The following is a 26,567-nucleotide window of genomic DNA, read 5'->3' as shown; positions in this document are numbered from 1 at the left end:
ATGACACTACAAGAAAGAGATAAAAAACACCTTTGGCACCCGTTAAAACAGCATCAATTAAACCCAGATAGTTTAGCAATTGTAAAGGCAAAAGGCTGTATTTTAACAGATGAAAATGGCAATGAATACATCGACGCAATTTCGTCTTGGTACACTTGCATGTTTGGGCATTGCAACGAGTTTATAACGAGTCGGGTTTACCAGCAAATGCAAACGTTAGACCAAGTAATGTTTAGCGATTTTACGCACGAGCCTGCTGTAAAATTATCAGAAGAACTAATTAAAATATTGCCTAAAAATCAGAATAGGATCTTCTTTAATGATAACGGTTCTACAGCAGTAGAGGCAGGTATTAAAATGGCCTTGCAGTACTATTTTAATTTAGAGGAGAAGCGCACAACTTTTATCGCTTTTGAAAACGGATTTCACGGCGACACGTTTGGCGCCATGTCGGTTTCTGGTTTGTCGGTTTACAATGGTCCGTTTGAAGATTTTTTGATGGATGTAAAACGAATTCCGACTCCGAACGGAGAAAACCACGAAGAAATTTTAGCAACTTTAAAAGAATACACAAAAAACTATAAAATAGCAGGTTTCATTTACGAGCCAATTATTCAAGGTGCAGCCGGAATGAAAATTCATGATAAAGAGGGCTTAAATGAGATTTTAAAATTTCTTAAAACAAACGATATTTTATCGATTGCCGATGAGGTCATGACAGGTTTCGGAAAGACAGGGCGTAATTTTGCATCCGATTATATAGAAACCAAACCAGATATTATTTGTTTGAGTAAAGCGTTAACTGGCGGTTTAGTTCCGTTGGCAATTACTTCTTGTACCGAAAAAATTTACGATGCTTTTTTAAGCAATGAAATGGCAAAAGGTTTTTTTCATTGCCATACCTATTCTGGCAACCCGATTGCTTGCAGTGCTGCAATTGCCGCGATAGAATTGTTACAAACGGATGAAATTCAGCAAAATATAAAAACAATTTCAGCGTCTCATATTAAGTTTCAAGAACATATTTTAAAACATTCAAAAGTAAAAACAGCACGTTCACAAGGTGTTATTTTTGCTTTAGATTTAGATACCAAAATGGAACGTTACGGTAATTTACGTGACAAATTATTGAAGTTTTTCATGGAAAGAGGTGTTTTTTTACGTCCTTTAGGGAACACGATTTATATTCAAGTTCCGTATGTAATTTCTGAAATTGAATTACAAAAAGTGTATAATACTATTGAAGAAAGTTTAGAGATTGTTTAGGGCGTTCCGTTTTTTAAATCTAAAAGTTTTGAAAAAAAAACTTTTAGATTTAAAAAACGTCAGGCTTTCCGCAGTCGCTTTTTTTGTTGAAAAAACAACAAAAATGAGCTCCGACAATGCTTCAATCCTTAACGCAAAACTTATCTTTGTGAAAATTTACAGATCTCACAGGTTTTTAAAACCTGTGAGGTCTTGTGCAGATAATAATAGTAATTAATGATTCAACCAGTTTCTATCACATCAATCGCGTCTATTTCTGCATTAGGTAGTTCTCCAAAAGAAATTTGGCAAAATTATCTGTCAAACACACACTTTTTGTCAGAAAAAGAGGTGAGTGGAAAAACTGTTTTTGTTGGGCAGCTATCAGCAGAAAATCAGCAGAAAATTAGATCTTTAAGAAAATCTGATTCAAAATACAGAAATTTAGACGATTCCGTTTTATTTGCCATTTATGTTTCTAGAGAGGCTGTTAAAAACTCAAATTGGAAATCAGAGAAATCTTTCGACAAATCTCAAGACAATCATTTCGGAATTAATTTTGGATCTTCAAGAGGGGCAACCTCTTTGTTTGAGAAATATCATAAGGAGTTTTTAGAAACTCAAAAATCATCAACATTAAGTTCTCCAACCACAACACTAGGTAATATTTCGTCTTGGGTAGCGCATGATTTGCAAACTTCAGGTCCAGAAATATCGCATTCTGTAACCTGTTCTACAGCTTTACATTCGCTTTTAAACGGAGTTGCTTGGATAAATTCAGGAATGTCAGAACAATTTTTGGTAGGCGGAAGTGAAGCGGCTTTAACCGATTTTACAATTGCACAAATGCAAGCTTTAAAGGTCTATGCGAAGCATGATGCTGACGCTCATAAAGAATTTTATCCCTGTAAATCTTTTGATTTAAAAAAGAAACAAAATACTATGGTTTTGGGTGAGGGCGCATCCGCAATTTGTTTAGAAAAAGGATTTGTAGAAAATGCTTTAGCAACAATTGTAGGAGTTGGTTTTGCAACGGAAGTTCTGCAACATAACACTTCAATATCAGCAGATGCAAAATGCTTTCAGAAATCTATGAAAATGGCTTTAGGAGAAATAAAAGTCAATGAAATTGACGTAATTGTGATGCATGCTCCAGGAACTATCAAAGGAGATCAATCTGAAGTGAATGCAATTAAAAGTTTATTCGGAGAAATAACACCCTTTTTAACCACTAATAAATGGAAATTAGGACATACATTTGGTGCATCTGGAATGTTGAGTTTAGAATTGGGTTTGCTGATGTTACAGCATCAACAAGTAATAGAAGTTCCTTTTGCAGAGAAACAAATGCATCCGAAGAAAATTAAAAATGTACTTATAAATGCAGTTGGTTTTGGTGGAAATGCGGTTTCTGTGTTGTTGTCGAAATAATGTGTCTAATAAAAAGTCAATATTGAGTGCTTTCTGTGCAAGTGATTTTTTGGAAGTAGAGCATAAAAGTTATTTTTGGATTTTTTTAAAATGCATAAAAGACTAAAAGGGCATCTCGATACAATCCCGCCCAAAAGCGGCATCACTCGATGTGACAATGTGTGAAGAGTTAGTTTAAAATTTAACTAAAAATAACCTTGTTAAATAGTTCAGTTATATCTTAATTTTTTAGATTACTAAAAGCTAAAAGCTAAAAGCTAAAAGCCAAAAATTAACAACCAAAAGCTAAAAACCCTTACTCCATTTTCGCTTTCATCTTTAAAATTTCTTGTTCTATTGTAATTAACTTATCTTCAAAAGAAGTAGAAAATTCTGGAATTCTTTTACAGAAAACGTATCGAACGCGCCAAAGTTCTTTTACATCAGAAATTTTATAAATTTCGTCTTCTATATTTTTATGATCTGCTCTAAAAATAACATTGTTGTTGGTTATATGTAGTCTTCTGAATAATATGTTGTTGTCGATAATTGCAAAAACCAACGTTCCGTTTGTAAGTTTTTTTATGACATTTATCGGTGTTTGTTCGCCAATAACAATATCCTTCGGATAAAAACCTTTGTCTTTGTTGGTCATTTCTAAACTAGAAACGGTAAACGCTCTAAAATTTTTAGACGTATTTATAGGGATTTGAAGACAAGGCATTTCGTCAATAAAAATATCATTTTTAAAATGCTGCAGATAATCTATATTGTTATTATCTGTAATACATGGTACTTTTGCAAACGGTTCTTTTTTGATATCTTCAGTGTAGGTTGCTAAACTTTCTTTAAACTGTAATAACTCGTTAACAGTAATATCACTCGTTAACAACGTATCTATTTTTATGCTAAAATAATTAGCAATTTTAATAATTGTTTCTATTTTTGGTTCACTTCTGTGTTCTTCGTAAGCACCTAATGCAGATCGCTTTAAGCCAAAAATATCAGCGAATGCTGTTTGGCTTAATCCTTTTACTGTTCTTATTTTTTTAATATTTTTTCCGAAAAAAGACATATTTTGCTAATTTAATTTGCATTATTTAAATTTAAGTGTATCTTTACGCTAACAATATTAGTTAATTATTTTTAATTGTGCTAATCTAACTAGCTTTTTGTTGCTGTTTTATCAAAATAGGAATAAAAACTAACAGAATTAGCATTTTATCAACCAACTTAAACTTTTAAAATATGATCTTACTTGTGTATTGCCTTTTTATTTTTGTTTTAAAACTTGTAGCGATTTTGTCTAACTTGTTGTAATATTGGGTAATTGTGTTTTTAAAGAAAAAGAACAAACAACAAATAACTAACTATGAAAAACTACAACACAAAAATTAAAAATTTTTTAATGCAACTCGATTTTAATATTGTTTTTGAAAATTCTGAAGACGGTATTTTAATGATTAGCAAAGAGAGTGAAGGGATTAAAAATTTGATTTTAGGAATTGCGCCGCCAATGTTAATTATGGAGCAACATATTTTTAACATCAAAAATAAAAATGAAGAGGTTTTTAAAAAATTATTGCAGAAAAATAGAGATATTATTCACGGTGCATTTGTACTTGATGAAACCGGACAAAAAGTAATTTTTAGAGACACTCTGCAAATTGAAAACCTCGATTTAAACGAGTTAGAGGCGTCATTAAATTCGTTGAGCTTGTTGTTGAGCGAATATTCAGAACAAATTATAAACTTTTCAAAATATTAAATTATGAATTTTTTTAAACGATTATTTAAAATGGGACAAGCCGAAGCGAATTCGACTTTAGACAATATGGAAGATCCTATCAAATTGACAGAGCAAGGAATAAGAGATATGAAAGTAGATCTTGAAAAAAGTTTAGAAGCCTTGGCACAAGTAAAAGCCTTGGCAATTAGGTCTAAAAATGAGTACGAAGAGTTTTTATCTAAAGTAGAGAATTACCAAGAAAAAGCGATGTTGTTATTAACGAAAGCTAAAAAAGGTACGTTAAAAATGTCTGAAGCAGAACGTTTGGCAAAAGAATCTTTAATTAAAAAAGAGGAAAGTAGTGTGCATGCAGAAAACTCGAAAGCAGAATCTGCGAAATTAGAAGGTTCTGTATCTCAATTAGAAAAGAATGTTGTAGCAGTTAGGAAGAATATCAGTAAATGGGAAAACGAATTAAAAACGTTAAAAGCACGAGTAAAAGTTTCTAATGCAACGCAAAAATTGAATAAGCAAATGGCAGATATTGATGCATCAAGTACGGTATCAATGTTAGAAAGAATGAAAGAAAAAGTACATCAAGAAGAAGCATTAGCAGAAGCGTACGGCGATATTGCAAACGCTAACAAATCTATAGATGATGAAATTGACAAAGCCATAGATTTTACAGCTGATTCAGCCGAAAACGAATTGACAAAATTAAAAGAACAGTTAGGTTTTTCTAACGATATAAAATCATAATATTGAATTCACTTATAGACATATTATTCTCTCCAGTGAACATTACACTAACTATTTTGATGCTGATACTCATTTTGTATTGGTTAGTCACAATGATTTCTGGAGTAGATTTTGATGTAGATTTTGATATTGACGTCGATTTTGATATTGATGCGGACTTTGATGCGAATATAGAAGGTGGAAATATTGATTTTCAAGATGTCTCTAACGCACAAATTGAAAAAGAACATATAATAGGCAACAGAAGAAGCCCCTTAAAATGGTGGCAAGTTGTACTTGTATACTTTAATTTTGTCGGTTTGCCCTTTATGTTTGCTTTCACTTGCTGGATTTTTATTTGGTGGATGCTAACAACCACCATCACAACAATTACTTATAGTTATGATACTTCTTTTGGGGTTTTAATTATGTTATTGGCCATATTTCCGTCCTTAATTATCAACAAAATATTTACAATTCCGTTTAAGAAATTCTTTAAAAATTTTAATAAAGATGGCGATGTACCCATCGATATTATTGGAAGAGTAGGAATTTGTTTATCTACTATAAAAGAGAATAAAATGGGTTCTGCAGAAATTGTGGTAGAAGAAACACCTTTATCCATATATGTAAAATCTTTAAACGGCGAACTAATTAATTTTAGAGAGTCTATTTTAATCATTAAACAGAGTGCAGACAAAAATTATTATTACGTACAATCCTATAAAACGAACTAAACATTTAAAATTATGCTAGAAAATTTATCACCACTTATTGGAATCTTTTTAGGAGTATTTATTTTCCTACTTATTCTTGTTGTTGCTATTGTTGCCATGTTCTATAAGAAAATACCACAAGGGCAAGCGCTGGTAAGAACAGGTATGGGTGGTACTAAAGTTGCCACAGATAAAGGAATGTATGTGGTGCCTGTTTTTCATCGAGTAGAAATTATGGATATTTCTGTAAAGAAAATTCAAATAGAAAGACTTGGTAATGAAGGTCTTATTTGTAAAGACAACATGCGTGCAGATATTAAAGTGGCGTTTTTTGTTCGTGTAAATAATGAAATCGATTATATTAAAAAAGTAGCACAAACTATTGGTTGTGCAAGAGCATCCGATATTGAAACATTAGAAGATTTATTTGAAGCAAAATTTTCTGAAGCCTTAAAAACAGTCGGAAAAAAGTTTGAGTTCATAGAATTATACGAGGCGCGTAGAGAATTTAGAGATGAAATTGTTGATATTATCGGCACGGATTTAAACGGATATACGCTAGAAGATTGTGCAATTGATTATTTAGAACAAACGCCAGTTTCGTTTTTAAAGACAGACAATATTTTAGATTCAGAGGGGATTAAAAAAATCACCGAATTAACGGCGGCACAAAACGTGAAGTCGAATTTAATTATGCGTGATGAACAAAAAACCATCAGAAAACAAGACGTTGAAGCGCGTGAGGCAATTTTAGAATTAGACAAGCAATTAGCAGAAAAAGAAGAATCGCAGAAAAGAGAAATTGCCAATATTAAATCTCGCGAAGAAGCAAGTATTTTAAAAGTAAATGAAGAAGAGCGCTTAAAATCTGAAAGTGCAAGAATCGCTACAGAAGAAAAATTGCAAGTTGCCGAAGAAAATATGCAACGTCAAGTAATTGTCGCTGCTAAAAATAAAGAAAGAACAAGTGTTGTAGAAACAGAGAGAGTCGAAAAAGACAGAATGTTAGAAGCAACTGAAAGAGAGCGAATTGTAACTTTAGCGCAGATAGAAAAAGAAAGAGTATTAGAAGTTGAGAAGAAGAATATTCAAGATGTAATTCGTGATCGTGTTGTTTTAGAAAAAGGAGTGGTACAAGAGCAAGAGAATATGAAAGATATTCAGGCTTTTAAAACTGCGGATAGAGAAAAGCAAGTTAAAATTACGATTGCAGAGGGAAATGCAGAAGAAGAGCTAATTAAAACGACGAAAGCTGCAGAAGCACAAAAGCAAGCAGCAATTCAGCAAGCAGAAGAAATTAATATTGAAGCGTTAGCGAAGAAACAAGCCAGTGAAAAAGAAGCGGAATCAAGAAAAATTTTAGCGGAAGCAACAGCGAAAGAAGAAGCTGTAATCGGAATGTCTGAAGCGCAAGTAATGCATGCAAAAGCAGATGCGCATGAGCGTGAAGGTATTGTAGAAGCCTTAATTATTGAGAAAAAAGCGAAAGCAGAAGCGGCTGGTATTGAAGCAAAAGCAACAGCGATTCAGAAACAAGGAATGGCAGAAGCAATCGTAATCAAAGAAAAAGCTTTGGCAGATGCAGCCGGAATTGAAGAAAAAGCAAATGCCATGAAGAAATTAGATGGTGTTGGTAAAGAGCATGAAGAATTTAAATTGCGTTTAAACAAAGAATTACAAGTTGACTTGGCTGAAATTAATATTCAGAAAGAAATAGCAGATGCGCAAGCAAGTGTAATCGGAGAGGCCTTGAAAGCCGCGAATATTGATATTGTTGGCGGAGAAACCATGTTCTTTGATCAGATTGTTGGGCAAATTACAAGAGCAAAAGGTATTGACAGATTGACAAAACATTCTGATAATATTCAAGAGGTAAAAAATGCAATTCTTGGCAGCAATGATGTTAAAGGAAATTTACTAGAAAAAGTGAGAGATTTTGCTGATAAATACAATGTATCATCAGAAGATTTAAAAAATCTTTCTGTAGCGAGTATTTTGATGGATTTAAAATCGAAAACTTCTGATAATGAAGAAAGCAACTTGTTTTCGAATTTAATGAATCTTGCAAAAGGTTTAGGATTGTCTGATAAGAAGTTGGGGTAGAATTAATTACATTTTATATCCTGCAAGGTCTTTTTCTTGACCTTGTAGGGATAAGATTAAAAACTATTTCGAATTAAACATACCTACAAGGTATTAAAACCTTGCAGGATAGAACTACAGATTATTAATTTCTACAGTAAAATCTATCTATAATCCGAATGCAAAAAGAAGAAAAAAATCAAAAGAATATTCTCGAAGACGGAACGTATGAAATTATTCAAAATCGTCTTCAAAAGCAAAAAGAAGCACTGCAAACCCGGCTTGGTCAATTAAACCAAGAACGTGCAAAAGTATTTGGTAGTGTAGAAACTAAACTAATTGCAAACAATAGAATTAACACAGAAAACAACTGTATTGCTCGAGATATTATAACGATTGGCAATATCAGTATTTTTGGATATAATGTTCATTTAGGATTAAGAACAGATGTAAAGTTAAACGATGTTTTCAGCATTTTCTCTTATGACGGAACGCAATTTGTGAACAAAGGTTTAGATTTTCTAGAAAATGATGCTTTTACGTTAGATTTCACGAATCTTTATAAATATTACAGAAACACCATTTTTAGCAAATTTGCCATTATTGGTAATTACTTGCATTTGGTTTTTCAATTAAGTGAAACCGCTAGCGATATCAAAACTTTTAAATGGTTAATAACCGACGGAACTTTAAGTTATGTTGATAACAGGAGTGATCACGAGTTTGTATTTCCAAATCAGCATGAATATAGGTGGCAAGAAGTTACGAGAGACATGCATTTTTATGGCAAACATCCGCATATTAGTATTTTAGATAAGGTTTTTGTGGAAACTGTTGGCGGTGATTTAACCATAAAAATCGAAAATAATACCGATGACGGAAAAGGTATTTATAATGAGTCGGTTACGCAAGCAGATCAAACATTAGATGATGGTCAATACCGTTTTGCCGATTTAGGAAATCTAATCATTTTAGAAATAAAACCATTTCAAGAAGCAACGCGTTATTTTGTGTACAATCATAAAATACAAGAGGTTAAGAAGATAGATGCGATAAAAGATGCGGCTGTTTTATTGCCAAACGACCAAGGAATTATTTTTTCAAACGGATATTATTTACAATCGGGTGGTTTTAAAATTTTTGATAATCAGTTCACAGATTTAAAGTTTCAAGATAAAATAAGCTCACAAAACGGAGAAGATTTTTTCTATGTCTTTTATCAAGAAACAACAGGATTGTATGTATTGATGTCTTATAATGTGATTGAGCAAGAGGTAAAAACGCCAATTATTTGTAGCGGATTTACCTTCTTAAAAAATGGCGAATTGTGCTATTTTAAAGATAATGAAGATCAAACAAGGCATCATGTAATTCAGATTTGGCAAACACCATTTACGCAAGGCACCGAAATTCCATCAGAATTTAAAGACTCTTTTTTATACAAAGTTGGCAATAAAGATATTGTGAAGGCGATGGCAGAATGCCAAGTTTTAATCACACTTTTAAATAAAGAAGATAATTATGACGGGTTGTATGAAGACATTGCTAAAATTTCCTTGGATATTTCTGATAGCTATTACTGGATAAAAGAATCAAAAACCTTTGAATTATCCATTCCGTTAGCAGCCATAAACGCTTCAGCAAATGCAGCTATTGACGAGTTTGATAAGGTGGTACAACTTCGAAAAAATGCCAAAAAGATAACGGAAGAAATTGCTGGAAAAGCAAACGTTTTTTTTAGTAAAATAAAAAGTACTTCGTTCAAATCTATTGATGATTTTGTGCAAGCATTGTCACAATTAAGAACCTTACGAGGAGAAATTATTGGTTTTAAAGAAATAAGATATATAGATGTAGCTTATTTAGTAAAATTAGAAGCCGAACTTGTCGCACAAACAGAAACAATTTCACAAAGATGTGTTTCTTTTCTGTTGGATGAAAAAGCATTGCTACCGTATCATAAAAGAGTAGCAGAAAAAGAAACGGAATTAGATAAAATCAGTAAAGTAATCAATGCAAAAGCAGTAGAAAAAGAAGTCAATCAAATTGTTACAGATTTAGAATTGCTGATAGAAATTGTGTCTAATTTAGAGATTGAAGATACTTCTCATTCTACAAAAATTATCGATTCTATTTCGTTGATTTTTTCTACGATTAATCAACTAAAAGCAGGAATTAAGAATAAAGTTAAATCGTTAAGTTCAGAAGAAGCAAGCGCAGATTTTTCTTCTAAAATAAAACTGATTGATCAAAGTATTGTCAATTATTTAGACATTGCCACAACGCCAGAAAAAACAGACGAATTGCTAAATAAAGTAGCGATTCAGTTAGAAGATTTAGAAGGTAGATTTGCAGATTATGACGAATTTATTGCAGATATTTTAGAAAAAAGAGAAGAAGTCTATAATGCCTTTCAGGCAAAGAAAAGTAGCATTATTGAAGCCAGAAATAGGAAAGCAATTTCTTTAGAAACAGCGGCAAAAAGAATTTTAAATGGCGTTGTTAAAAAAGCAGAAAGTTTTAAATTTTTAAATGAAATTAATGGGTATTTCGCATCCGATTTAATGATTAATAAACTGCGAGACATCATTACTCAATTATATGATTTAGAAGATGGTGGAAAAGCAGAAATGATTGAAACGGGTTTAAAAACAGCCAAAGAAGATGCTGTTAGAAAACTAAAAGACAAACAAGATTTATATGAAGATGGCGAAAATGTAATTAGGCTAGGGAAACATAAATTTGGGGTAAACAAGCAAGTGTTAGACTTAACGATTGTGTATAAAGACAAATCCCTTTCTTATCATTTAACTGGAACAGATTTTTACCAAGAAATTGAAAATGAGGTTCTATTAAAATCAGAGAAATATTGGAATCAATCTTTTGTTTCCGAAAATGAAAACGTCTATCGCGCAGCTTATTTAGCGTATCGAATTACACAAGAAAATACTATCGAAGATTTATACAATCGAACCGATGAAAAATTGTTGGATTTAGTGAAAACTGTTGCTTCAAAAAGTTATACAGAAGGCTACACAAAAGGAGTTCATGATGTAGATGCATTTAAAATTTTAAAAACTTTTATAATCAAAGAAACTTCACTCGGTTTGTTGAGGTTCTCTCCAAAAATTAGAGCATTTTCACAGTTATTTTGGCATTGTTTATCCGAAGAAAAAAGAACTTTTTATGGTGATAAAATAAAAGCATCTGCAGCCGTTTTAAAGGTGTTTCCAAAAAGTGATAGTCATTTACAGCTGATTACAGATTTAGGGAAATCTATACATACTATTTTTGCCAAGGTTTTAGTAAATAGTAAGGAGTATCAAGAAGAAAATCAGTTCGAAATTGCAAATTATTTATTTCAAGAATTAAGTGATGAAACAAGTTTTTATGTAAGTCAGAAAGCAATTACTTTATTTGACGAGTTTCTAAAAGTTTTAAATGATAACAAGAACGTTCATAATTTAAGAACTGAAATTCAGTTGCTTAATAATGAAGCCTATAAAATTAATTTAGCAACCGAATGGGTGTCCTCTTTTGTAAAATCATCACATGAAAAAGATGCAGCTTATATTTACGAAATTGTTTGTTTGTTTTTATATGAAGATAAATCTGCGCAAAATATAGTGAATGTTGAAGCAGAAGAAATTATCAAAGATTTATTAGGAAGTCATTCTTCGATAAAAAGCCAAGAATTTATTTTCGATTATCATCAATTTGTAGCGCAATTAGCACATTTTTCAGCGGTTGAAATTTCCGGATTTCATCAATATAAAAAGGAAAAGCACAATGTTACAGAAGCACTAAAAGAAGGGTTAAAGTTAGAAGAATTTTTACCAAGAGTTTTAACGTCTTTTGTAAGAAACCAATTAATAGATCAAGTGTATTTGCCTTTGTTTGGCGATAATTTATCGAAACAATTAGGAAGTGTAGGTAGCAATAAACGTACTGATAGAATGGGAATGTTGTTGTTGGTTTCGCCTCCAGGGTATGGTAAAACCACTTTAATGGAATATTTGGCAAACAGATTGGGTTTTGTTTTTATGAAGATAAATGGTCCTGCAATTGGTCATGAAGTTACTTCTGTAGACCCAATGTCTGCGACAAATATTGCAGCGCGTGAAGAATTAAAAAAACTGAATTTAGCGTTTGAAATGGGCAATAATGTAATGTTGTATTTAGATGACATTCAGCATTGTAATCCAGCGTTTTTACAGAAATTTATTTCTTTGGCAGACGGAACACGTAAAATTGAAGGTGTTTATAATGGGCAACCAAAAACCTATGATTTTAGAGATAAAAAGTTCTGTGTAATTATGGCTGGAAACCCGTATACAGAAAGCGGCGACAAGTTTCAAATTCCGGATATGCTTGCCAATAGAGCAGATATTTATAATTTGGGAGATATTATTGGGGATACAGCATCGTTGTTTAAGATGAGCTTAATCGAAAATTCGTTGACTTCAAATCCGATTTTGAGCCAAGTTTCCAGCACAAATTTTGATGATATTTATCAATTTGTGAAAATTGTTGAAACAGGAAATAGAGAAGGCATTGAGTTAAAAGGAAATTACACAAAACAAGAATTAAATGATTATTTGTCTGTTTTAGAGAAAGTAATGATTGTTAGAGATCGAGTGATGGAGGTAAATGCGGCATATATAAAATCTGCTGCCATGGACGACCAGAACAGAACTGAACCTAATTTTAAATTGCAAGGCTCTTATAGAGATATGAATAAACTGGTTGCTAAAGTGGTACCAATTATGAATAATAAAGAGTTAGAAATTTTGTTATTGTCTCATTATGAAAACGAATCTCAAACCTTAACAAGTGCAGCAGAGTCTAATCTTTTAAAATACAAAGAATTAGGGAATCTATTATCTGTGGATGAAAAATTACGCTGGGAAACAATCAAAACCACATTTGTGAAAAACAACAAATTAAAAGGTTTTGGGAATGCTAATGAAATGACGCAAGTGTTAGCGCAAATGATGCAGTTTAGTGAGCATTTAGAAGGAATTCAAGAAGTTTTGAAAAAAGGATTAGAGAAATAGACGAAATACTGTATTTTTGGTGTAGAAATTAAGTGAACATTTATGAGCGAAGTAAGACACAATTGGACGAAAGAAGAAGTTCTAGAAATATATAATAAACCGTTAATGGAACTGCTGTATGATGCAGCAACAATTCATAGAAAACAACACGATCCTAATGTTGTTCAAGTATCAACATTATTGTCTATAAAAACTGGCGGATGTTCTGAAGATTGTGGCTATTGCCCGCAAGCAGCAAGATATCATACCAATGTAGAAGGTAACGATTTAATGACGGTGAACCAGGTAAAAGCTCAAGCTTTAAGAGCTAAAGAAAGTGGGAGTTCTCGTGTTTGTATGGGTGCAGCTTGGCGAAATGTAAAAGATGGGCCAGAATTTGACCAAGTTTTAGATATGGTAAGAACCATTAATAAACTAGAAATGGAAGTTTGTTGCACGTTAGGAATGGTGACTGAAAATCAGGCGCAAAGATTGGCAGAAGCTGGTTTGTACGCATACAATCACAATTTAGATTCATCCGAAGAATATTATAAAAAAGTAATTTCTACAAGAGGGTATCAAGACAGATTAGATACTATTGATAATGTTCGTAAAACAAATGTAACCGTTTGTTCTGGCGGCATTATAGGAATGGGAGAAGCAGCAGAAGACAGAGCAGGAATGTTAGTTGCCTTATCAACTTTGAATCCGCAACCAGAATCTACACCAATTAATGCGTTAGTTGCAGTAGCAGGAACGCCTTTAGAAAATGAAACTCCTGTTGATATTTGGGATATGATTAGAATGGTTGCAACCACAAGGATTGTATTACCAGAAACACAAGTACGTTTATCTGCCGGAAGAACAGAAATGAGTAGAGAAGGGCAGGCAATGTGCTTTTTTGCGGGTGCAAATTCTATTTTTGCTGGCGATAAATTATTGACAACGCCAAACCCTAATGTAGATGAAGACATGAAAATGTTTAAATTATTAGGCTTAAATCCGCAAAAACCATTTACTAAAAAAGTACAACCACAAACTGTAGAGGCATCAGAATCTGCTTATCAAGCTTTAGGTGAAAAACCAAAATGGACAAGACCCGGGCACAAAATTGAACGTAATGAAGTGAAGAAGCAAGAGGCTAAATCTCTGAAGGTATAAATACAAAGTGTTTTTCTAATTTAAAATCCATCTACTTTTGAGTAGATGGATTTTTTTTAATCAAATTCCTCAACGAATAACTATTATACCAATTTAGTTTTATAGTGACGTGCAAATAAATTGAATTATTTTTGATGAAAGGTAAGCGAAAAGAAACGATTTATTACGGCATTATAAGGCTAATTTGGTATTAAACTCGCATCAATAGAAGTTTACTTTTTAAAGAGCCTATTTTGTTAAAGGACATCATCAGTTCCGTGCGTTAGATGACAGATTTCTACTCTCGAAGTTTCGGGATATAGCATTCACAATCTAAACCCGACACACGATAATTTTAGTAAGAGTTCAAAAGATAGGAAGCGGTTACCTGTTCTACAGCCCTTTTGCGGTCTGGACACGATAGCGAAATATCTTGTAGAATTCAATAAAATTATCAGAAGTCTAGATTTTTGTTTCTTGGAATTTATCTTGAGCGAAGTCGAAAGGTCAATGGAAAAGAAAAATGAATAAAATTGTAAGACAACTTTAAAGTATAATTACTTCGAGGTTAATAGCAGTAATTTAATTTTATTAGGTTTTAATAAATTGGTTTTTTTGCTTGTCGATATAAATATTTGCTTACTTTTTTCTGAAAGAAAATATTAAAATAAAGTTTGTGTTCCTTCTTTTAATTTTTTAAGTAAAAATTATCCATGGTCTACAAACGTCATCATAAAATCAAACATCATCATAAAATTAATTGGGTAGTATGTTCTAATGTTTGAGTTTGTTTGTTTTTCTAGCGGTACATCGATGTTGTTAGAATGTTATTAATTTTTGTTGTTTAGAATTTAAAGATCATTAATAAAAAACTAAAGAAATGAATTAAAATGGATCTATAACTTTTCTGTAAAAAGAGGTGTTAGGATGTAGTGAACAATTGAATAAGATTAAAACTTAACCAACTAGAAAAAAAAATAAGTAATTTCAGAACGTAAATAGATACTTTCAGAACAAATAAATGGATGTTTAGCCTTATTTAATAGATAAGAAACTGCTTTTAAGTAGATTGCGAACAAATTGAAAATTATCACGAATGAAAGCATGTCCTCGATGTAAGTCGGTGTCACGACACAGAATGAAAAGAAAATTTTTGGCTAAACTATTTCCAGGAACAAAGGCTTACGGTTGTGATAAATGCAATGTTGTGTACACTTGGTTTCCACTCATCAATCGTTCTTTTTAAATTTGAAACTAAAAAAGATTGTAAAATATTTCTTTTAGTTTTATGTTCCTTCCGAATTAAAAATAAGCAAGTACCTTAAATAAGTTGTGTTAAATTACAAAGCAAATAGCGCTATTATAGTGTTTTGTTTTAAAAAAAAACAAAGAAATTAAAACGTTTAAATTGCTTATAAAGGAGGTGTAATTGTTAATCTTTACACTTTTTTAGTGAATCGAAATTAGTTTAATTACTTGATTTTTAATTATATTCGTTGCTGCTAACTAAATACAACTATTATGAAAGCCTGCCCGAAATGTAAATCTGTGTCAAAGCATAGATTAAAAAGAAAGGCTTTTGTTAAATTAATTCCAGGTTCCAGAGCTTATTCATGCGATAAGTGCAATACCTACTATACTTGGTTTCCGATTATAAACAGAAGCTTAAGAATTTAGCCAAAAAAAAAGCCTCACATATTTAATGTGAGGCTTTTTGGTTTAAAAATATTATTTAAATAATCTAAAAATATCATTTCCGTTTGCAAAAAGTAGCAGTGTAATTAAAAGAATAAAGCCTACAACTTGGGCATATTCTAAAAATCGATCTCCGGGCTTTTTACCCGTAATCATTTCCCAGAGTGTAAATACCACATGGCCTCCGTCTAGTGCTGGTATTGGTAATAAGTTCATAAACCCTAACATGATTGATAAAAAGGCTGTGATGTTCCAGAAAGATTCTGCGCTAAATTCATCAGGAAAAATACTACCAATAGAAATAAAACCACCTAAACCTTTATAAGCACCTGTACTTGGGTTAAAAATCTTTTTCAGTTGTTTAATATAATCGGTTAAAGTTTTCCATGATTTATTCCATCCCGCAGGAATTGCTTCTGCAAAAGAGTATTCTAAATTGGCAAGTTCATAATAGCCTAATCTTTCTAAATCTTTATCAGGAATCGTTGTGCTAAAAACACCTATTTTACCTTCATCGGTAATTTGTAAGTCAATTTTTTCTGTTTTTTTATTTCTTAAAACTGTAGCGGTAATTTTTTGACCTTTATGATTCAACAAGATTGCTTCTGCCTCATCATAATACTTAACAGCGTTGTCATTAATAGCAATAAGAATATCTTTTGGCTTTAGATCTGAATTTATATTCGGCGAGTCTTCAGAAATCTTACCAATTACAAAAGGATATCTCGGGTATAAAATAGGTCCAGCATCTTTACCTCGATCCATTAATTGAGAAATAAAGTTGGTAGGAATTTCTTTGTCAATGATTTGGCCGTTTCTTTCTATCTGAAAGTTATTTCCGTTGATGAACTCTAATGTTAATCCGTAGAATTTTCTTATTTTCTGACCATCTACAGTTAAGATTTTATCACCTGTTTGTATGCCTATATTCATGGCTAAAGAGTCTCGCACCCAGACACCGTCTTTTACATTTTCGTTCGGTAAATAGTTATCACCATAACTCCACATTAACATAATGTAAATAAAGATTCCTAAAACGAAGTTTACAAAAACACCACCGAGCATTATAATTAAACGCTGCCACGCTGGTTTTGATCTAAATTCCCATGGTTTTGGTGGTAAAGCCATTTGTTCTTTATCCATACTTTCATCGATCATTCCGGCTATTTTTACATAACCACCTAGAGGAATCCAACCAATACCGTAAACTGTATCGCCAATTTTTTTCTTAAAAATTGAGAATTTATAATCAAAAAATAAATAAAATTTTTCAACTTTAGTTTTAAATAATTTTGCGGGGATAAAATGCCCTAATTCGTGTAAGACGATTAGAAGAGACAAACTTAAAATAAATTGTGATGCTTTTATTAATATTTCCATTCAGCGATAAATCAGATTTTAAAAATGTACAAATGTACGTTTTTAAAGAGAGTTTAAGAAGAACTATTAATAGTTGCTTTTATTTTAACAAAGATTTTAGAAGTATTTTAAGATATGCTATTTCTCTATGGTTTTTTTAAGCCGTAAATTTGCAAAAATACCTTGTTTCATGGATTTAAAATTTTTCAAAAAAAGTAGATCAACATTTATTTTTTTGCTAGTCTTTTCAGCAGTCGCTATTCCTATTTACTATAATCTATTGAAAGTCGAAAAGAAGTTAAAAGTATATCATCCTGCAGATGTAAATCCGCGTTTGGTAGACGTATCGATAAAACACATAACTAGAGATCATACCATTGCAGATTTTGAATTAATAAATCAGAACGGAGATTTGATTACCCAGAAAGATTATGAAAATAAAATTTATATTGCAGATTTCTTTTTTACACGTTGCACCAACATCTGTATTGCCATGGCCTATAATATGAGCGAATTGCAAGAGTTTTATAAAGATGATGACGATATTATGTTTTTATCACATTCTGTAACGCCAAATATAGATAGCGTTGCTGTTTTAAAAGAATATTCTATAAATAAAGGGGTAAATGATAAAAAATGGAATGTGACAACGGGTAATAAAAAGCACATTTACGAATTAGCAAGAAAGAGTTATATGGCTATTATAGAAGCTGGTGATGGCGGAGAAGATGATTTTATTCATACAGAACAGTTTGTTTTGGTTGATAAAGAAAAACGTATTCGTGGTTATTACGATGGCACAGAAACAGAAGACATGGAAAAGTTGAAGAAAGATATGGCTCTTTTGAAAAAAGAATATACCAGAAAATAACTTGTTTAGAATCATTCTAAATGATTATCTTTGCTTCCTAAAATTAAATCTTTGATCACAATCGCATCTTTACACATCGGAGAAATAGGATACATTTCTGAAGATTCATTAGATTTCATCCCTTTAAAATTATTAGAGATGGGGTGTTTGCCCGGAGCAGAAGTGAGGCTCGTGCAAATTGCACCTCTTAAAGACCTGCTATACATTTGTGTAAACGGGAGCCATTTAGCCATTAGAAAAGAAACAGCTCTACAAATTAAAATTTTAAAAAGCGAATAGGAAATGTCTAAAACTGATATAAAAGTTGCTTTAATAGGAAACCCAAATACAGGCAAAACATCGCTGTTTAATCAGCTTACAGGGTTAAACCAAAAAGTTGGCAATTATCCTGGAGTTACCGTAGATAAAAAATTAGGCGTCAGTAAACTATCACCCACGCAAAATGCCATTATTACAGATTTACCGGGTACATATAGTATTAATCCTACTTCTATTGATGAAAGTATTGTGTTAAAAACCTTGCTTAAAAAAGATATTAAAGAATCTCCAGATGTAATTTTAGTGGTTGCTGATGTCGAAAATTTAAAAAGAAATTTACTATTATTTTCTCAAATTAAAGATTTAGAAATTCCGACAGTATTGGCCATTAATATGGTTGATCAAATGACGAAAAAAGGAATCTCTATCGATTTATCGCTTCTTAAAAAAGAATTAAATACAGAAGTCATATTAATAAGCGCAAGAAAAAACGAAGGAATTAAAGATGTTAAAGCAGCCATAATTCGTTGTCATGTTGCGGCAAAAGCATCTCCTTTATGCGGAATTGATCATAAAATTGATCCAGATTACTTTAAAAAATTAAAAGAAATTAGTCCTAATTATTCTCTTTATGAATTATGGTTGATGGTTACTCAAAATAACTTTCCAGACACCGTTACGAAAGAAGAAAAAGAGAATTTATTAGCGTTTAAAAAGGATGCTTCTAAACTAAAAAAGTATCAGCACAAAGAAACCATTTACCGCTATCAGGAAATTAATAAAATTTTAAAGAAAACCTATCTTATTGATAAATCAAAAGCAACAGATTTAAGGGGTAGACTAGATAAAATATTTACGCATAAAATATTTGGATACGTATTTTTCTTTTTAATTCTGCTTATAATTTTTCAATCTATTTTCGATTTGGCTTCTGTACCCATGGATTTTATTGATGGCTCTTTTGCGCAATTAGCAGATTTTGCCAAGAACAGTTTACCCAACGGTGTTTTTACAGATTTATTAACAGAAGGCATTATACCAGGAATAGGTGGCGTTATTATTTTTATTCCTCAAATTGCCATTTTATTTTTATTTATAGCCGTTTTAGAAGAAACAGGTTATATGAGTAGAGTTGTCTTTTTAATGGATAAAATTATGAGACGTTTTGGTATGAACGGAAAAAGTATTATTCCGTTAATTTCAGGAACTGCTTGTGCAATTCCTGCAATTATGGCTACAAGAACGATTGCTAACTGGAAAGAACGTCTGATAACCATTTTAGTGACGCCTTTTACAACCTGTTCTGCACGTTTGCCCATTTATGCTATATTAATTGCATTGATAATTCCTGATAAAAAATTCTTCGGATTTTTAAACCTTCAAGGATTGGTTTTGCTTTCTCTGTATGCGCTGGGTTTTGTAACCGCAATATTGGCAGCTTATATTTTACATAAAACTTTACATATAAAATCGAAGTCATTTTTTGTTATTGAAATGCCTAATTATAAATTGCCATCTCTTAAAAATGTATTCTTTGAAGTTGTAGAAAAAACAAAAGCTTTTGTTTTTGGAGCCGGAAAAATAATTTTAGCATTATCTATTGTTTTGTGGTTTTTAGCATCAAATGGAGGTACTACTTATAAAAATGTAGAAAAGGCTATCACAGAAAATGTAGTGAATCAAACCTTAAATAAGGATGAACTTCAGCAAAAAATAGCATCAGCAAAATTAGAGAACTCTTATATTGGTATGATGGGAAAAGCCATAGAACCAGCTATAAAGCCTTTAGGCTACGATTGGAAAATAGGAATTGCTTTGATTACTTCTTTTGCGGCTCGTGAGGTTTTTGTGGGTACATTAGCAACTATTTATAGTGTAGAAGCAAATGATGAAAATACGACAACGATAAAACAAAAAATGGCGGCTGAAGTAAACGAAACAGGCGGTATCCTTTTTAATTTTCCTGTTGGGATGTCTTTAATGGTTTTTTATGCTTTTGCGATGCAATGTATGGCCACTTTTGCGATTGTAAAACGCGAAACTAAAAGCTGGAAATGGCCACTAATTCAGTTATTCGGCATGGCTATATTAGCCTATGTAGCTTCGTTTTTAACCTATCAAATTTTAAGTTAATGCAAGAAATTATTGTTTATATACTCGTCATTTTAGCCGCATATTTTTTGATAAAGAAATATTTTATTCCGTCAAAAAAAGTAAAAAAATGTAGTTCAGATTGTGGCTGTCATTAAAAGCTTAACAGAATATTAGTACCTTAAAATGAGAATATTTTTTAATTTTGAGGTTATTATTTTAATAAATAAATTTTAAACTACATATGATAAAAACCATTTTTTCAATTGCAATTTTTACAATTGCTTTGATTTCATCAACAAATACCTTTGCACAAAAATTTCCAAAAGTAGATGTCAGTCCTATGGATGCATCTTCATATCCTGTAAACTGGAGAAATTCTGATAAGCTTGTAAAAGTAGTGTACAGCAGACCTCAATTAAAAGGAAGAACTTTAGATAAGTTAGCGCCCAATGATAAAGTTTGGAGAACAGGTGCAAACGAAGCAGCAGAAATTACATTTTATAAAGATGTTACTTTTGGCGATAGAGATGTAAAAGCGGGCACGTACACGCTATTTACGATTCCTACAGACACAGAATGGACGATTATTTTAAGTACACAAAAAAACGTCTGGGGCTCTTATTTTTATGATAAAACAGAAGATGTTGTAAGGGTTTTTGGCAAAGTATCTAAATCTAAAGATGTTATAGAATCTTTTTCTGTTGTTTTTGAAGGCGAAGAAAATGCTGCAACGATGCATTTAGGTTGGGGAAATACGGTGGTTTCTGTGCCTGTAAAAGGATAGAGATTATAAATTTAAACATTAAAAAAGCTTCATAAAAATTAATTTATGAAGCTTTTTTAATGCGTAATTTTTTTTTTGTTACACAGATTGTTTCTGTTGCCATTTCCAAGCAGATTCTAAAGATTCTTCTAGGCTAATTTCTGTTTTCCAATTTAGCTCTTTGTTGGCAATTGTAGTGTCTGCAAAAGCGGCTACAACATCACCTTCTCGTCTACCAACTATTTTATAATTCAACTTTAAGTTATTTACTTTCTCAAAAGTTGTAATAATATCTAAAACAGAACTTCCTTTGCCAGTACCAATATTAAAGCATTCAAAAGCTTTTTTATTGTTCTTGTCGATAAGTCTTTTTAAAGCCGCAATATGTGCTTTTGCTAAATCGACTACATGAATGTAATCACGAACAGCCGTACCGTCTTCCGTAGGATAATCATCACCAAAAACAGATAACTCTTTACGAATTCCTGCTGCGGTTTGTGTAACAAACGGAATTAAATTTTGCGGAACTCCTAATGGTAATTCGCCAATTTTTATAGAAGGATGAGCACCTATAGGGTTAAAATATCTTAATGCGATACAGTTTAGATGATGTGCGTTGCTTGCGTCTTTAATAATTTCTTCTCCTATCTGTTTGGTGTTTCCATAAACAGATTCTGCAGCTTTAACAGGTGCTTGTTCTGTTATTGGTAATTGGTCTGCTTGGCCATAAACTGTACAGGAAGACGAGAAAATAAAATTATCTAATTTACGATCTCTCATTTCTTGCAAGATGTAAATTAAAGAACTTAAGTTGTTTTCATAGTATTCTAAAGGTTTTCCCATGCTTTCACCTACCGCTTTATAGGCAGCAAAATGGATAATTCCGTCAATTTCATGTGCATCAAATACCGATTTTACTTCACTCTTTACGCGAACATCTACCTTATGAAAAGTTGGTTTTATACCTGAAATTTCTGTAATGCTATCTAAAACAGAAAGGGTTGTATTTGCTAAATTATCTATAATAATTACTTCAAAGCCTTCGCTTTGTAGTTCAACTACGGTATGAGATCCTATAAAGCCAAGACCTCCTGTTACTAAAATTTTTTTCATTGTTGGTTGTTGTTTGGGTTACTTATTTAAAAAATCTAAAATTGTTTCGGTTATAAAACGCAATTGATCGTTTTCTAATTCTGTATGCATCGGTAAAGAAATTACGGTTTTAATCAATTGATTGGTAACAGGAAAATCTTCTTCGTTGTATCTCGAATCTTTATAGGCTTTTTGAGCATGCAATGAAACAGGATAATAAATGGCATTCGGTATTTCATTTTCTAATAAATGCTTGTGCAATTCGTCACGTTTACCATTGGTAATTTGTAAGGTATATTGATGAAAAACATGGCAGTCACAAACATCACAAATTTGATTGCATTGCTCGGTTTTGTTAGATTTTGCAGTAGGCGGAATAATATGAGCATGATTTGCAAAAGCAGTATTGTAAAAACGAGCAGCATTTCTACGTGCATCACAATAAGTATTTAAGTTGGGTAGTTTTGCTTTTAGAACTCCAGCCTGAATAGAATCTAATCGAGAGTTTACACCCACAACATCATGGTAATACCTTTCATACATACCATGATTTACAATACCTCTCATAGTATGAGCAAGTTCATCATTGTTTGTAAAAATTGCACCGCCATCTCCATAGCAGCCTAAATTTTTAGAAGGAAAAAATGAGGTGGTTCCTACATTTCCAATAGTTCCTGCTTTTTGTTGCGTGCCATCTTTAAAAGTATAGTTAGCACCAATTGCTTGGGCATTATCTTCAATTACAAATAAGTTATGTTCTTTGGCAATTTCCATAACAGCATCCATATTGGCAACTTGTCCAAATAAATGAACCGGCACAATCGCTTTTGTTTTTGGGGTAATCGCCTTTTTAAGCGCATCAATATCGATGTTAAAAGTTGTAGCATCCACATCTACTAAAACAGGTGTTAATTTTAAAAGGGCGATGACTTCTACAGTTGCAGCAAAAGTAAAATCTGCAGTAATTACTTCGTCACCTTGCTCTAAACCTAGCGCCATCATAGCAATTTGCAAAGCATCTGTTCCGTTTGCACACGGAATTACATGTTTTACGCCTAAATAGTCTTCTAGATCTTTTTGAAAATCTTTGACTAAAGGACCGTTTATATACGAAGATGAATTTAAAACTTCTTGAATTGAAGCATCTACAGTTGTTTTTATTTGTTGATATTGACTTTGTAAGTCAACCATTTGAATTTTTTTCATAAATGAAGAAATAGTTAGAATATCAAAAATACAACATAAATATTTTATCTTTGGGCTCATCAAAAACTTTCAAATGAAATTTATTAAAAAAGCTTTAAAAATTTTAGTTTTAGTGATCATTATATTGGTTGTTGGTGTCTGGTTCTACTCAAAAACATATCACCCAACTTATAATGGCGAATTAGAGCTTAAAAACTTATCTGATGAGGTAACTGTTTATTTTGATGAAATTGGGGTTCCCCATATCAATGCCAAAAATCAAAAAGATGCTTATGTTACTTTAGGCTATGTGCATGCGCAAGATAGATTGTGGCAAATGGAGTTGATTAGAAGAATTGCCGCAGGTAGATTGTCAGAAATTTTGGGAAAAGAGCTTTTAAAAACAGATGTTTTTTTTGCAGGATTAGGGATAGAAGAAGCTTCTGAAAAAACTGTGGCTAATCTTGATAAAAATTCAAAAACATACCTTTTAACCCAAGCTTATTTAGCGGGCGTAAATCAATTTATAAATGAAGGTAAAACACCTTTAGAGTTTTCTTTGTTAGGGATCAAAAAAGAGAATTATACAATTAAAGATATTCATAATGTAATTGGCTATATGGCATTTAGTTTTGCAGTAGCGCACAAAACAGATCCTTTATTAACAGAGGTAAAAGAGAAATTAGGAAATGCTTATTTTAAGGAACTAATGACAAGCTCTAGTGAGAATCTTACAATTAATAAAACTGAAGTAACAGAAATTAAAGGAGGTATATCAAATGCTGTAAGTACAATTATGGATAATTTACCCGTCTCTACTTTTATAGGAAGTAATTCTTGGGTAATCGGTGCAGAAAAAACAAAAAACGGAAAAGTGATTTTTGCAAACGACCCTCATATTGCTTTTTCCCAACCCTCTGTTTGGTATCAAAGTCATATAACAACACCAGATTTTGAAATGTACGGGTTCAATATTGCCTTGATACCTTTCCCATTATTAGGTCATAATAGCGAGTATTCTTACGGTTTAACGATGTTAGCAAATGACGATATAAACTTTTATGTCGAAGAAAATAATCCTAAAAATACAAATCAATATAAAACTTCTGAAGGATACAAAGACTATGAAATTTTTGATAAAACAATTCATATAAAGGATGAGCAAGACACTACTTTTCAAGTAAAAGTAAGCACGCATGGGCCAATAATGAATGGTTTAATTTCGCATCTTGAAGAGGATAGACCCATTGCCATGAATTGGATTTATACGCAGCTAAACAGCGAAGTATTAGATGCTGTTTATGAAATGTCTCACTCAAAATCATTAGCCACTTTTGAAAAGGCAGTTTCAAAAATTCATGCGCCGGGATTAAATGTAATGTATGGAGATGCAAAAAACAATATTGCTTGGTTTGCATCTGCAAAATTATATGAGTTAAGAGATAGTGTTTCTTCCAAAACCTATTTAGACGGGGTTTCTGGAAAGGATGAAATTATAGCCTATATACCTTTTAGTGAAAACCCTAAAGCGATAAACCCAAAGAGCAATTATGTGTATTCTGCAAACAATCAGATAGATTCTGTAAGAGGTAAATTATATCCCGGGTATTATGAACCAGAAGATAGAGCTAAAAGAATTGTAGAATTATTGGATCAAAAAGACGATTTTACGAAAGAAGATGTGGCAAAAATGATGTTTGATGTAAAATCTTCTACGGTTTCAGAAATAGCAAATAATTTAATAAAAAATATAAATAGCGTAGGTTTATCTGTTTCAGAAAAGAAAGCAATTCTTATTCTCGAAAAATGGGATGGATCGTACTTTAAAAATTCAGTTGCCGCCACTATTTACAATCGTTTCTTATATGAATTTTTAAGCGCAACCTACAAAGATGAGTTAGGCGATGGTTTTGATTTGTTTATCAACTCGCAACTGCAAGACCAAGCTTTACCAATTCAAATAAATAGAGCACAATCTGTTTGGTGGGATGATATTAGTACGCCATCAAAATTAGAGAATAGAGAAGAAATTATTTCAAATTCTTTTAAGAATGCGTTTTCTTTTTTAGAAAATCAATTAGGAAAAAATGTGGATGATTGGCTCTGGAGCCGTGTAATTTCTGTAGAACATGAGCATGCTATCGGAAAAGCAGGAGGCCTGTTGCGTAAAATTTTTAATGTAGGACCTTTTGAAACAATAGGGGGGCATGAGGTTATTAATAACCAAATTTTTAAATTAGATAGCACAGGGCTTTACAACGTAACTGCTGGGGCTTCAACTAGAATAATTGTAGATTTTTCTGATGTAGAAAATAGTTTGGCAATTATTCCCACAGGTCAATCAGGAAACGTGTTTAGCGAGCATTATAAAGACCAAGCAGAGAAATACCGAAATGGCGAATATGTAAAAATGAAGCTGAACGAGATTCAAATAAGAAGAAGCGAAAATGTGTTGATTTTAAAACCTGAAAAGTAAAGTATTTGCTAGGGGAAAACCAATTTGCTAATTCATCGTAAAGTTTTCTATAGATTAAAAACAGTAGAGAGTTAGCTTTTGGTTTTTAAGGTAATTTAATCTTATTGAGGTAAGTAGTTAAGAACATATGATTTTTGCTTGATATATTTTATCTGCTTTGACCATTCTTACTATTAAATTATTAAAGATATTTTTTTTGCTTTGAGAACGGTTAATTCGATAACAAAACTCATCAAGATATCTGTTTATGTTAAAATCACTTACTGAAGAAAAGGTTGTTCTAATCCATGATTTTACTTGATGAATCATCGTATGCAATGCCATGAAATTCTTGCCTTTATTACTTTCTATTTGAGTGATATTATAATCTTTAGATAAAGGGCGATAGCCTTTCCATTTATCTGTGGTTATTACTGCATTTTTATCAATATGTTTGTCAAATATGATCTCTAATTCTTTGGCTGAATAATTATCAATTTTTAAGGCATACATTCTTTTAACTTTTCCTTTATCTGTTAATTCTATTGAAGTTACAATCTTTTTCTTCTTACTATTATAACTTCTTCCCACTTTACCTACTTCCTTTCCACCAATAACAAACTCATCAATATGAACAATTCCGTCCATTGGATGATTTTCGCTAGATTTCATGGCTTCTCTTACCTTATGCATAAATAA

Annotated in this window: 18 protein-coding genes; 13 read left to right on the top strand and 5 right to left on the bottom strand. The window is 31.9% G+C overall.

Translation table 11 applies throughout. From position 1 onward, the window contains the following. On the top strand, positions 1-1,266 hold the full coding sequence (gene bioA / locus ES044_RS04900) for an adenosylmethionine--8-amino-7-oxononanoate transaminase (RefSeq protein WP_147118234.1): 1,266 nt from the start codon (positions 1-3) through the stop codon (positions 1,264-1,266). Positions 1,267-1,482: 216 nt separating this feature from the next. After that, positions 1,483-2,676, top strand: a complete 1,194-nt coding sequence (locus ES044_RS04895; protein WP_147118233.1) for a beta-ketoacyl synthase N-terminal-like domain-containing protein — start codon at positions 1,483-1,485, stop codon at positions 2,674-2,676. A gap of 295 nt (positions 2,677-2,971) precedes the next feature. On the opposite strand, the gene ES044_RS04890 is transcribed toward ES044_RS04895, so the two are convergent. After that, on the bottom strand, positions 2,972-3,730 hold the full coding sequence (locus ES044_RS04890) for a helix-turn-helix domain-containing protein (RefSeq protein ID WP_147118232.1): 759 nt from the start codon (positions 3,728-3,730) through the stop codon (positions 2,972-2,974). A 297-nt stretch (positions 3,731-4,027) separates the two neighbouring features. Here ES044_RS04890 and ES044_RS04885 point away from each other — a divergent pair, with 297 nt between their 5' ends. The 6 genes from ES044_RS04885 to bioB all read left to right on the top strand — a co-directional run bounded on the left by ES044_RS04885 (position 4,028) and on the right by bioB (position 14,117). Beyond that, positions 4,028-4,423: a CesT family type III secretion system chaperone gene (locus ES044_RS04885; RefSeq protein WP_147118231.1), complete on the top strand. Its 396-nt coding sequence runs from the start codon at positions 4,028-4,030 to the stop codon at positions 4,421-4,423. A gap of 3 nt (positions 4,424-4,426) precedes the next feature. Continuing rightward, entirely contained in the window at positions 4,427-5,143 is a 717-nt protein-coding gene (locus tag ES044_RS04880; protein WP_147118230.1) for a PspA/IM30 family protein, read from the top strand. 59 nt (positions 5,144-5,202) lie between these two features. After that, positions 5,203-5,859, top strand: a complete 657-nt coding sequence (locus ES044_RS04875; RefSeq protein ID WP_189663187.1) for a hypothetical protein — start codon at positions 5,203-5,205, stop codon at positions 5,857-5,859. Positions 5,860-5,871: 12 nt separating this feature from the next. Continuing rightward, on the top strand, positions 5,872-7,941 hold the full coding sequence (locus ES044_RS04870) for an SPFH domain-containing protein (RefSeq protein ID WP_147118228.1): 2,070 nt from the start codon (positions 5,872-5,874) through the stop codon (positions 7,939-7,941). A 158-nt stretch (positions 7,942-8,099) separates the two neighbouring features. After that, positions 8,100-12,977 (top strand): DNA repair ATPase, encoded by a 4,878-nt coding sequence (locus tag ES044_RS04865; RefSeq protein ID WP_147118227.1) that lies wholly within the window; start codon positions 8,100-8,102, stop codon positions 12,975-12,977. Between the two features lie 42 nt (positions 12,978-13,019). Then, positions 13,020-14,117, top strand: a complete 1,098-nt coding sequence (gene bioB, locus ES044_RS04860; protein ID WP_147118226.1) for a biotin synthase BioB — start codon at positions 13,020-13,022, stop codon at positions 14,115-14,117. Between the two features lie 1,707 nt (positions 14,118-15,824). Here bioB and rseP read toward each other — a convergent pair. Then, complete coding sequence (rseP, locus tag ES044_RS04855) at positions 15,825-17,171, bottom strand: RIP metalloprotease RseP (RefSeq protein ID WP_147186928.1); 1,347 nt, start codon at positions 17,169-17,171, stop codon at positions 15,825-15,827. 169 nt (positions 17,172-17,340) lie between these two features. Between rseP and ES044_RS04850 the strand changes: the two genes are divergently transcribed. The 4 genes from ES044_RS04850 to ES044_RS04830 all read left to right on the top strand — a co-directional run bounded on the left by ES044_RS04850 (position 17,341) and on the right by ES044_RS04830 (position 21,157). Continuing rightward, entirely contained in the window at positions 17,341-18,021 is a 681-nt protein-coding gene (locus ES044_RS04850) for an SCO family protein (protein WP_147118224.1), read from the top strand. A gap of 51 nt (positions 18,022-18,072) precedes the next feature. Continuing rightward, the gene (locus ES044_RS04845; RefSeq protein WP_147118223.1) at positions 18,073-18,300 is read left to right on the top strand and encodes a ferrous iron transport protein A; all 228 of its coding nucleotides are present in this window, start codon (positions 18,073-18,075) and stop codon (positions 18,298-18,300) included. 3 nt (positions 18,301-18,303) lie between these two features. Beyond that, positions 18,304-20,412, top strand: a complete 2,109-nt coding sequence (feoB, locus tag ES044_RS04840) for a ferrous iron transport protein B (RefSeq protein ID WP_147118222.1) — start codon at positions 18,304-18,306, stop codon at positions 20,410-20,412. 202 nt (positions 20,413-20,614) lie between these two features. Next, positions 20,615-21,157, top strand: coding sequence for a DUF2911 domain-containing protein (locus tag ES044_RS04830; RefSeq protein WP_147118220.1), 543 nt, complete (start codon positions 20,615-20,617; stop codon positions 21,155-21,157). A 78-nt stretch (positions 21,158-21,235) separates the two neighbouring features. On the opposite strand, the gene galE is transcribed toward ES044_RS04830, so the two are convergent. Both galE and ES044_RS04820 read right to left on the bottom strand, forming a co-directional pair. Continuing rightward, positions 21,236-22,249, bottom strand: coding sequence for a UDP-glucose 4-epimerase GalE (gene galE / locus ES044_RS04825; protein WP_147118219.1), 1,014 nt, complete (start codon positions 22,247-22,249; stop codon positions 21,236-21,238). Positions 22,250-22,267: 18 nt separating this feature from the next. Next, positions 22,268-23,434, bottom strand: a complete 1,167-nt coding sequence (locus ES044_RS04820) for a DegT/DnrJ/EryC1/StrS family aminotransferase (protein WP_147118218.1) — start codon at positions 23,432-23,434, stop codon at positions 22,268-22,270. Between the two features lie 73 nt (positions 23,435-23,507). On the opposite strand from ES044_RS04820, the gene ES044_RS04815 reads away from it, so the two are divergent. Further along, on the top strand, positions 23,508-25,889 hold the full coding sequence (locus ES044_RS04815) for a penicillin acylase family protein (RefSeq protein ID WP_147118217.1): 2,382 nt from the start codon (positions 23,508-23,510) through the stop codon (positions 25,887-25,889). Positions 25,890-26,006: 117 nt separating this feature from the next. On the opposite strand, the gene ES044_RS04810 is transcribed toward ES044_RS04815, so the two are convergent. After that, positions 26,007-26,567, bottom strand: a 561-nt coding sequence (locus ES044_RS04810) for an IS1595 family transposase (RefSeq protein WP_147186926.1), incomplete at its 5' end; no start/stop codon positions are given.

It is taken from the genome of Polaribacter sp. IC066 (assembly GCF_007997085.1).
GTDB lineage: Bacteria > Bacteroidota > Bacteroidia > Flavobacteriales > Flavobacteriaceae > Polaribacter.
This window is presented reverse-complemented; position numbering and strand designations above follow the sequence as displayed.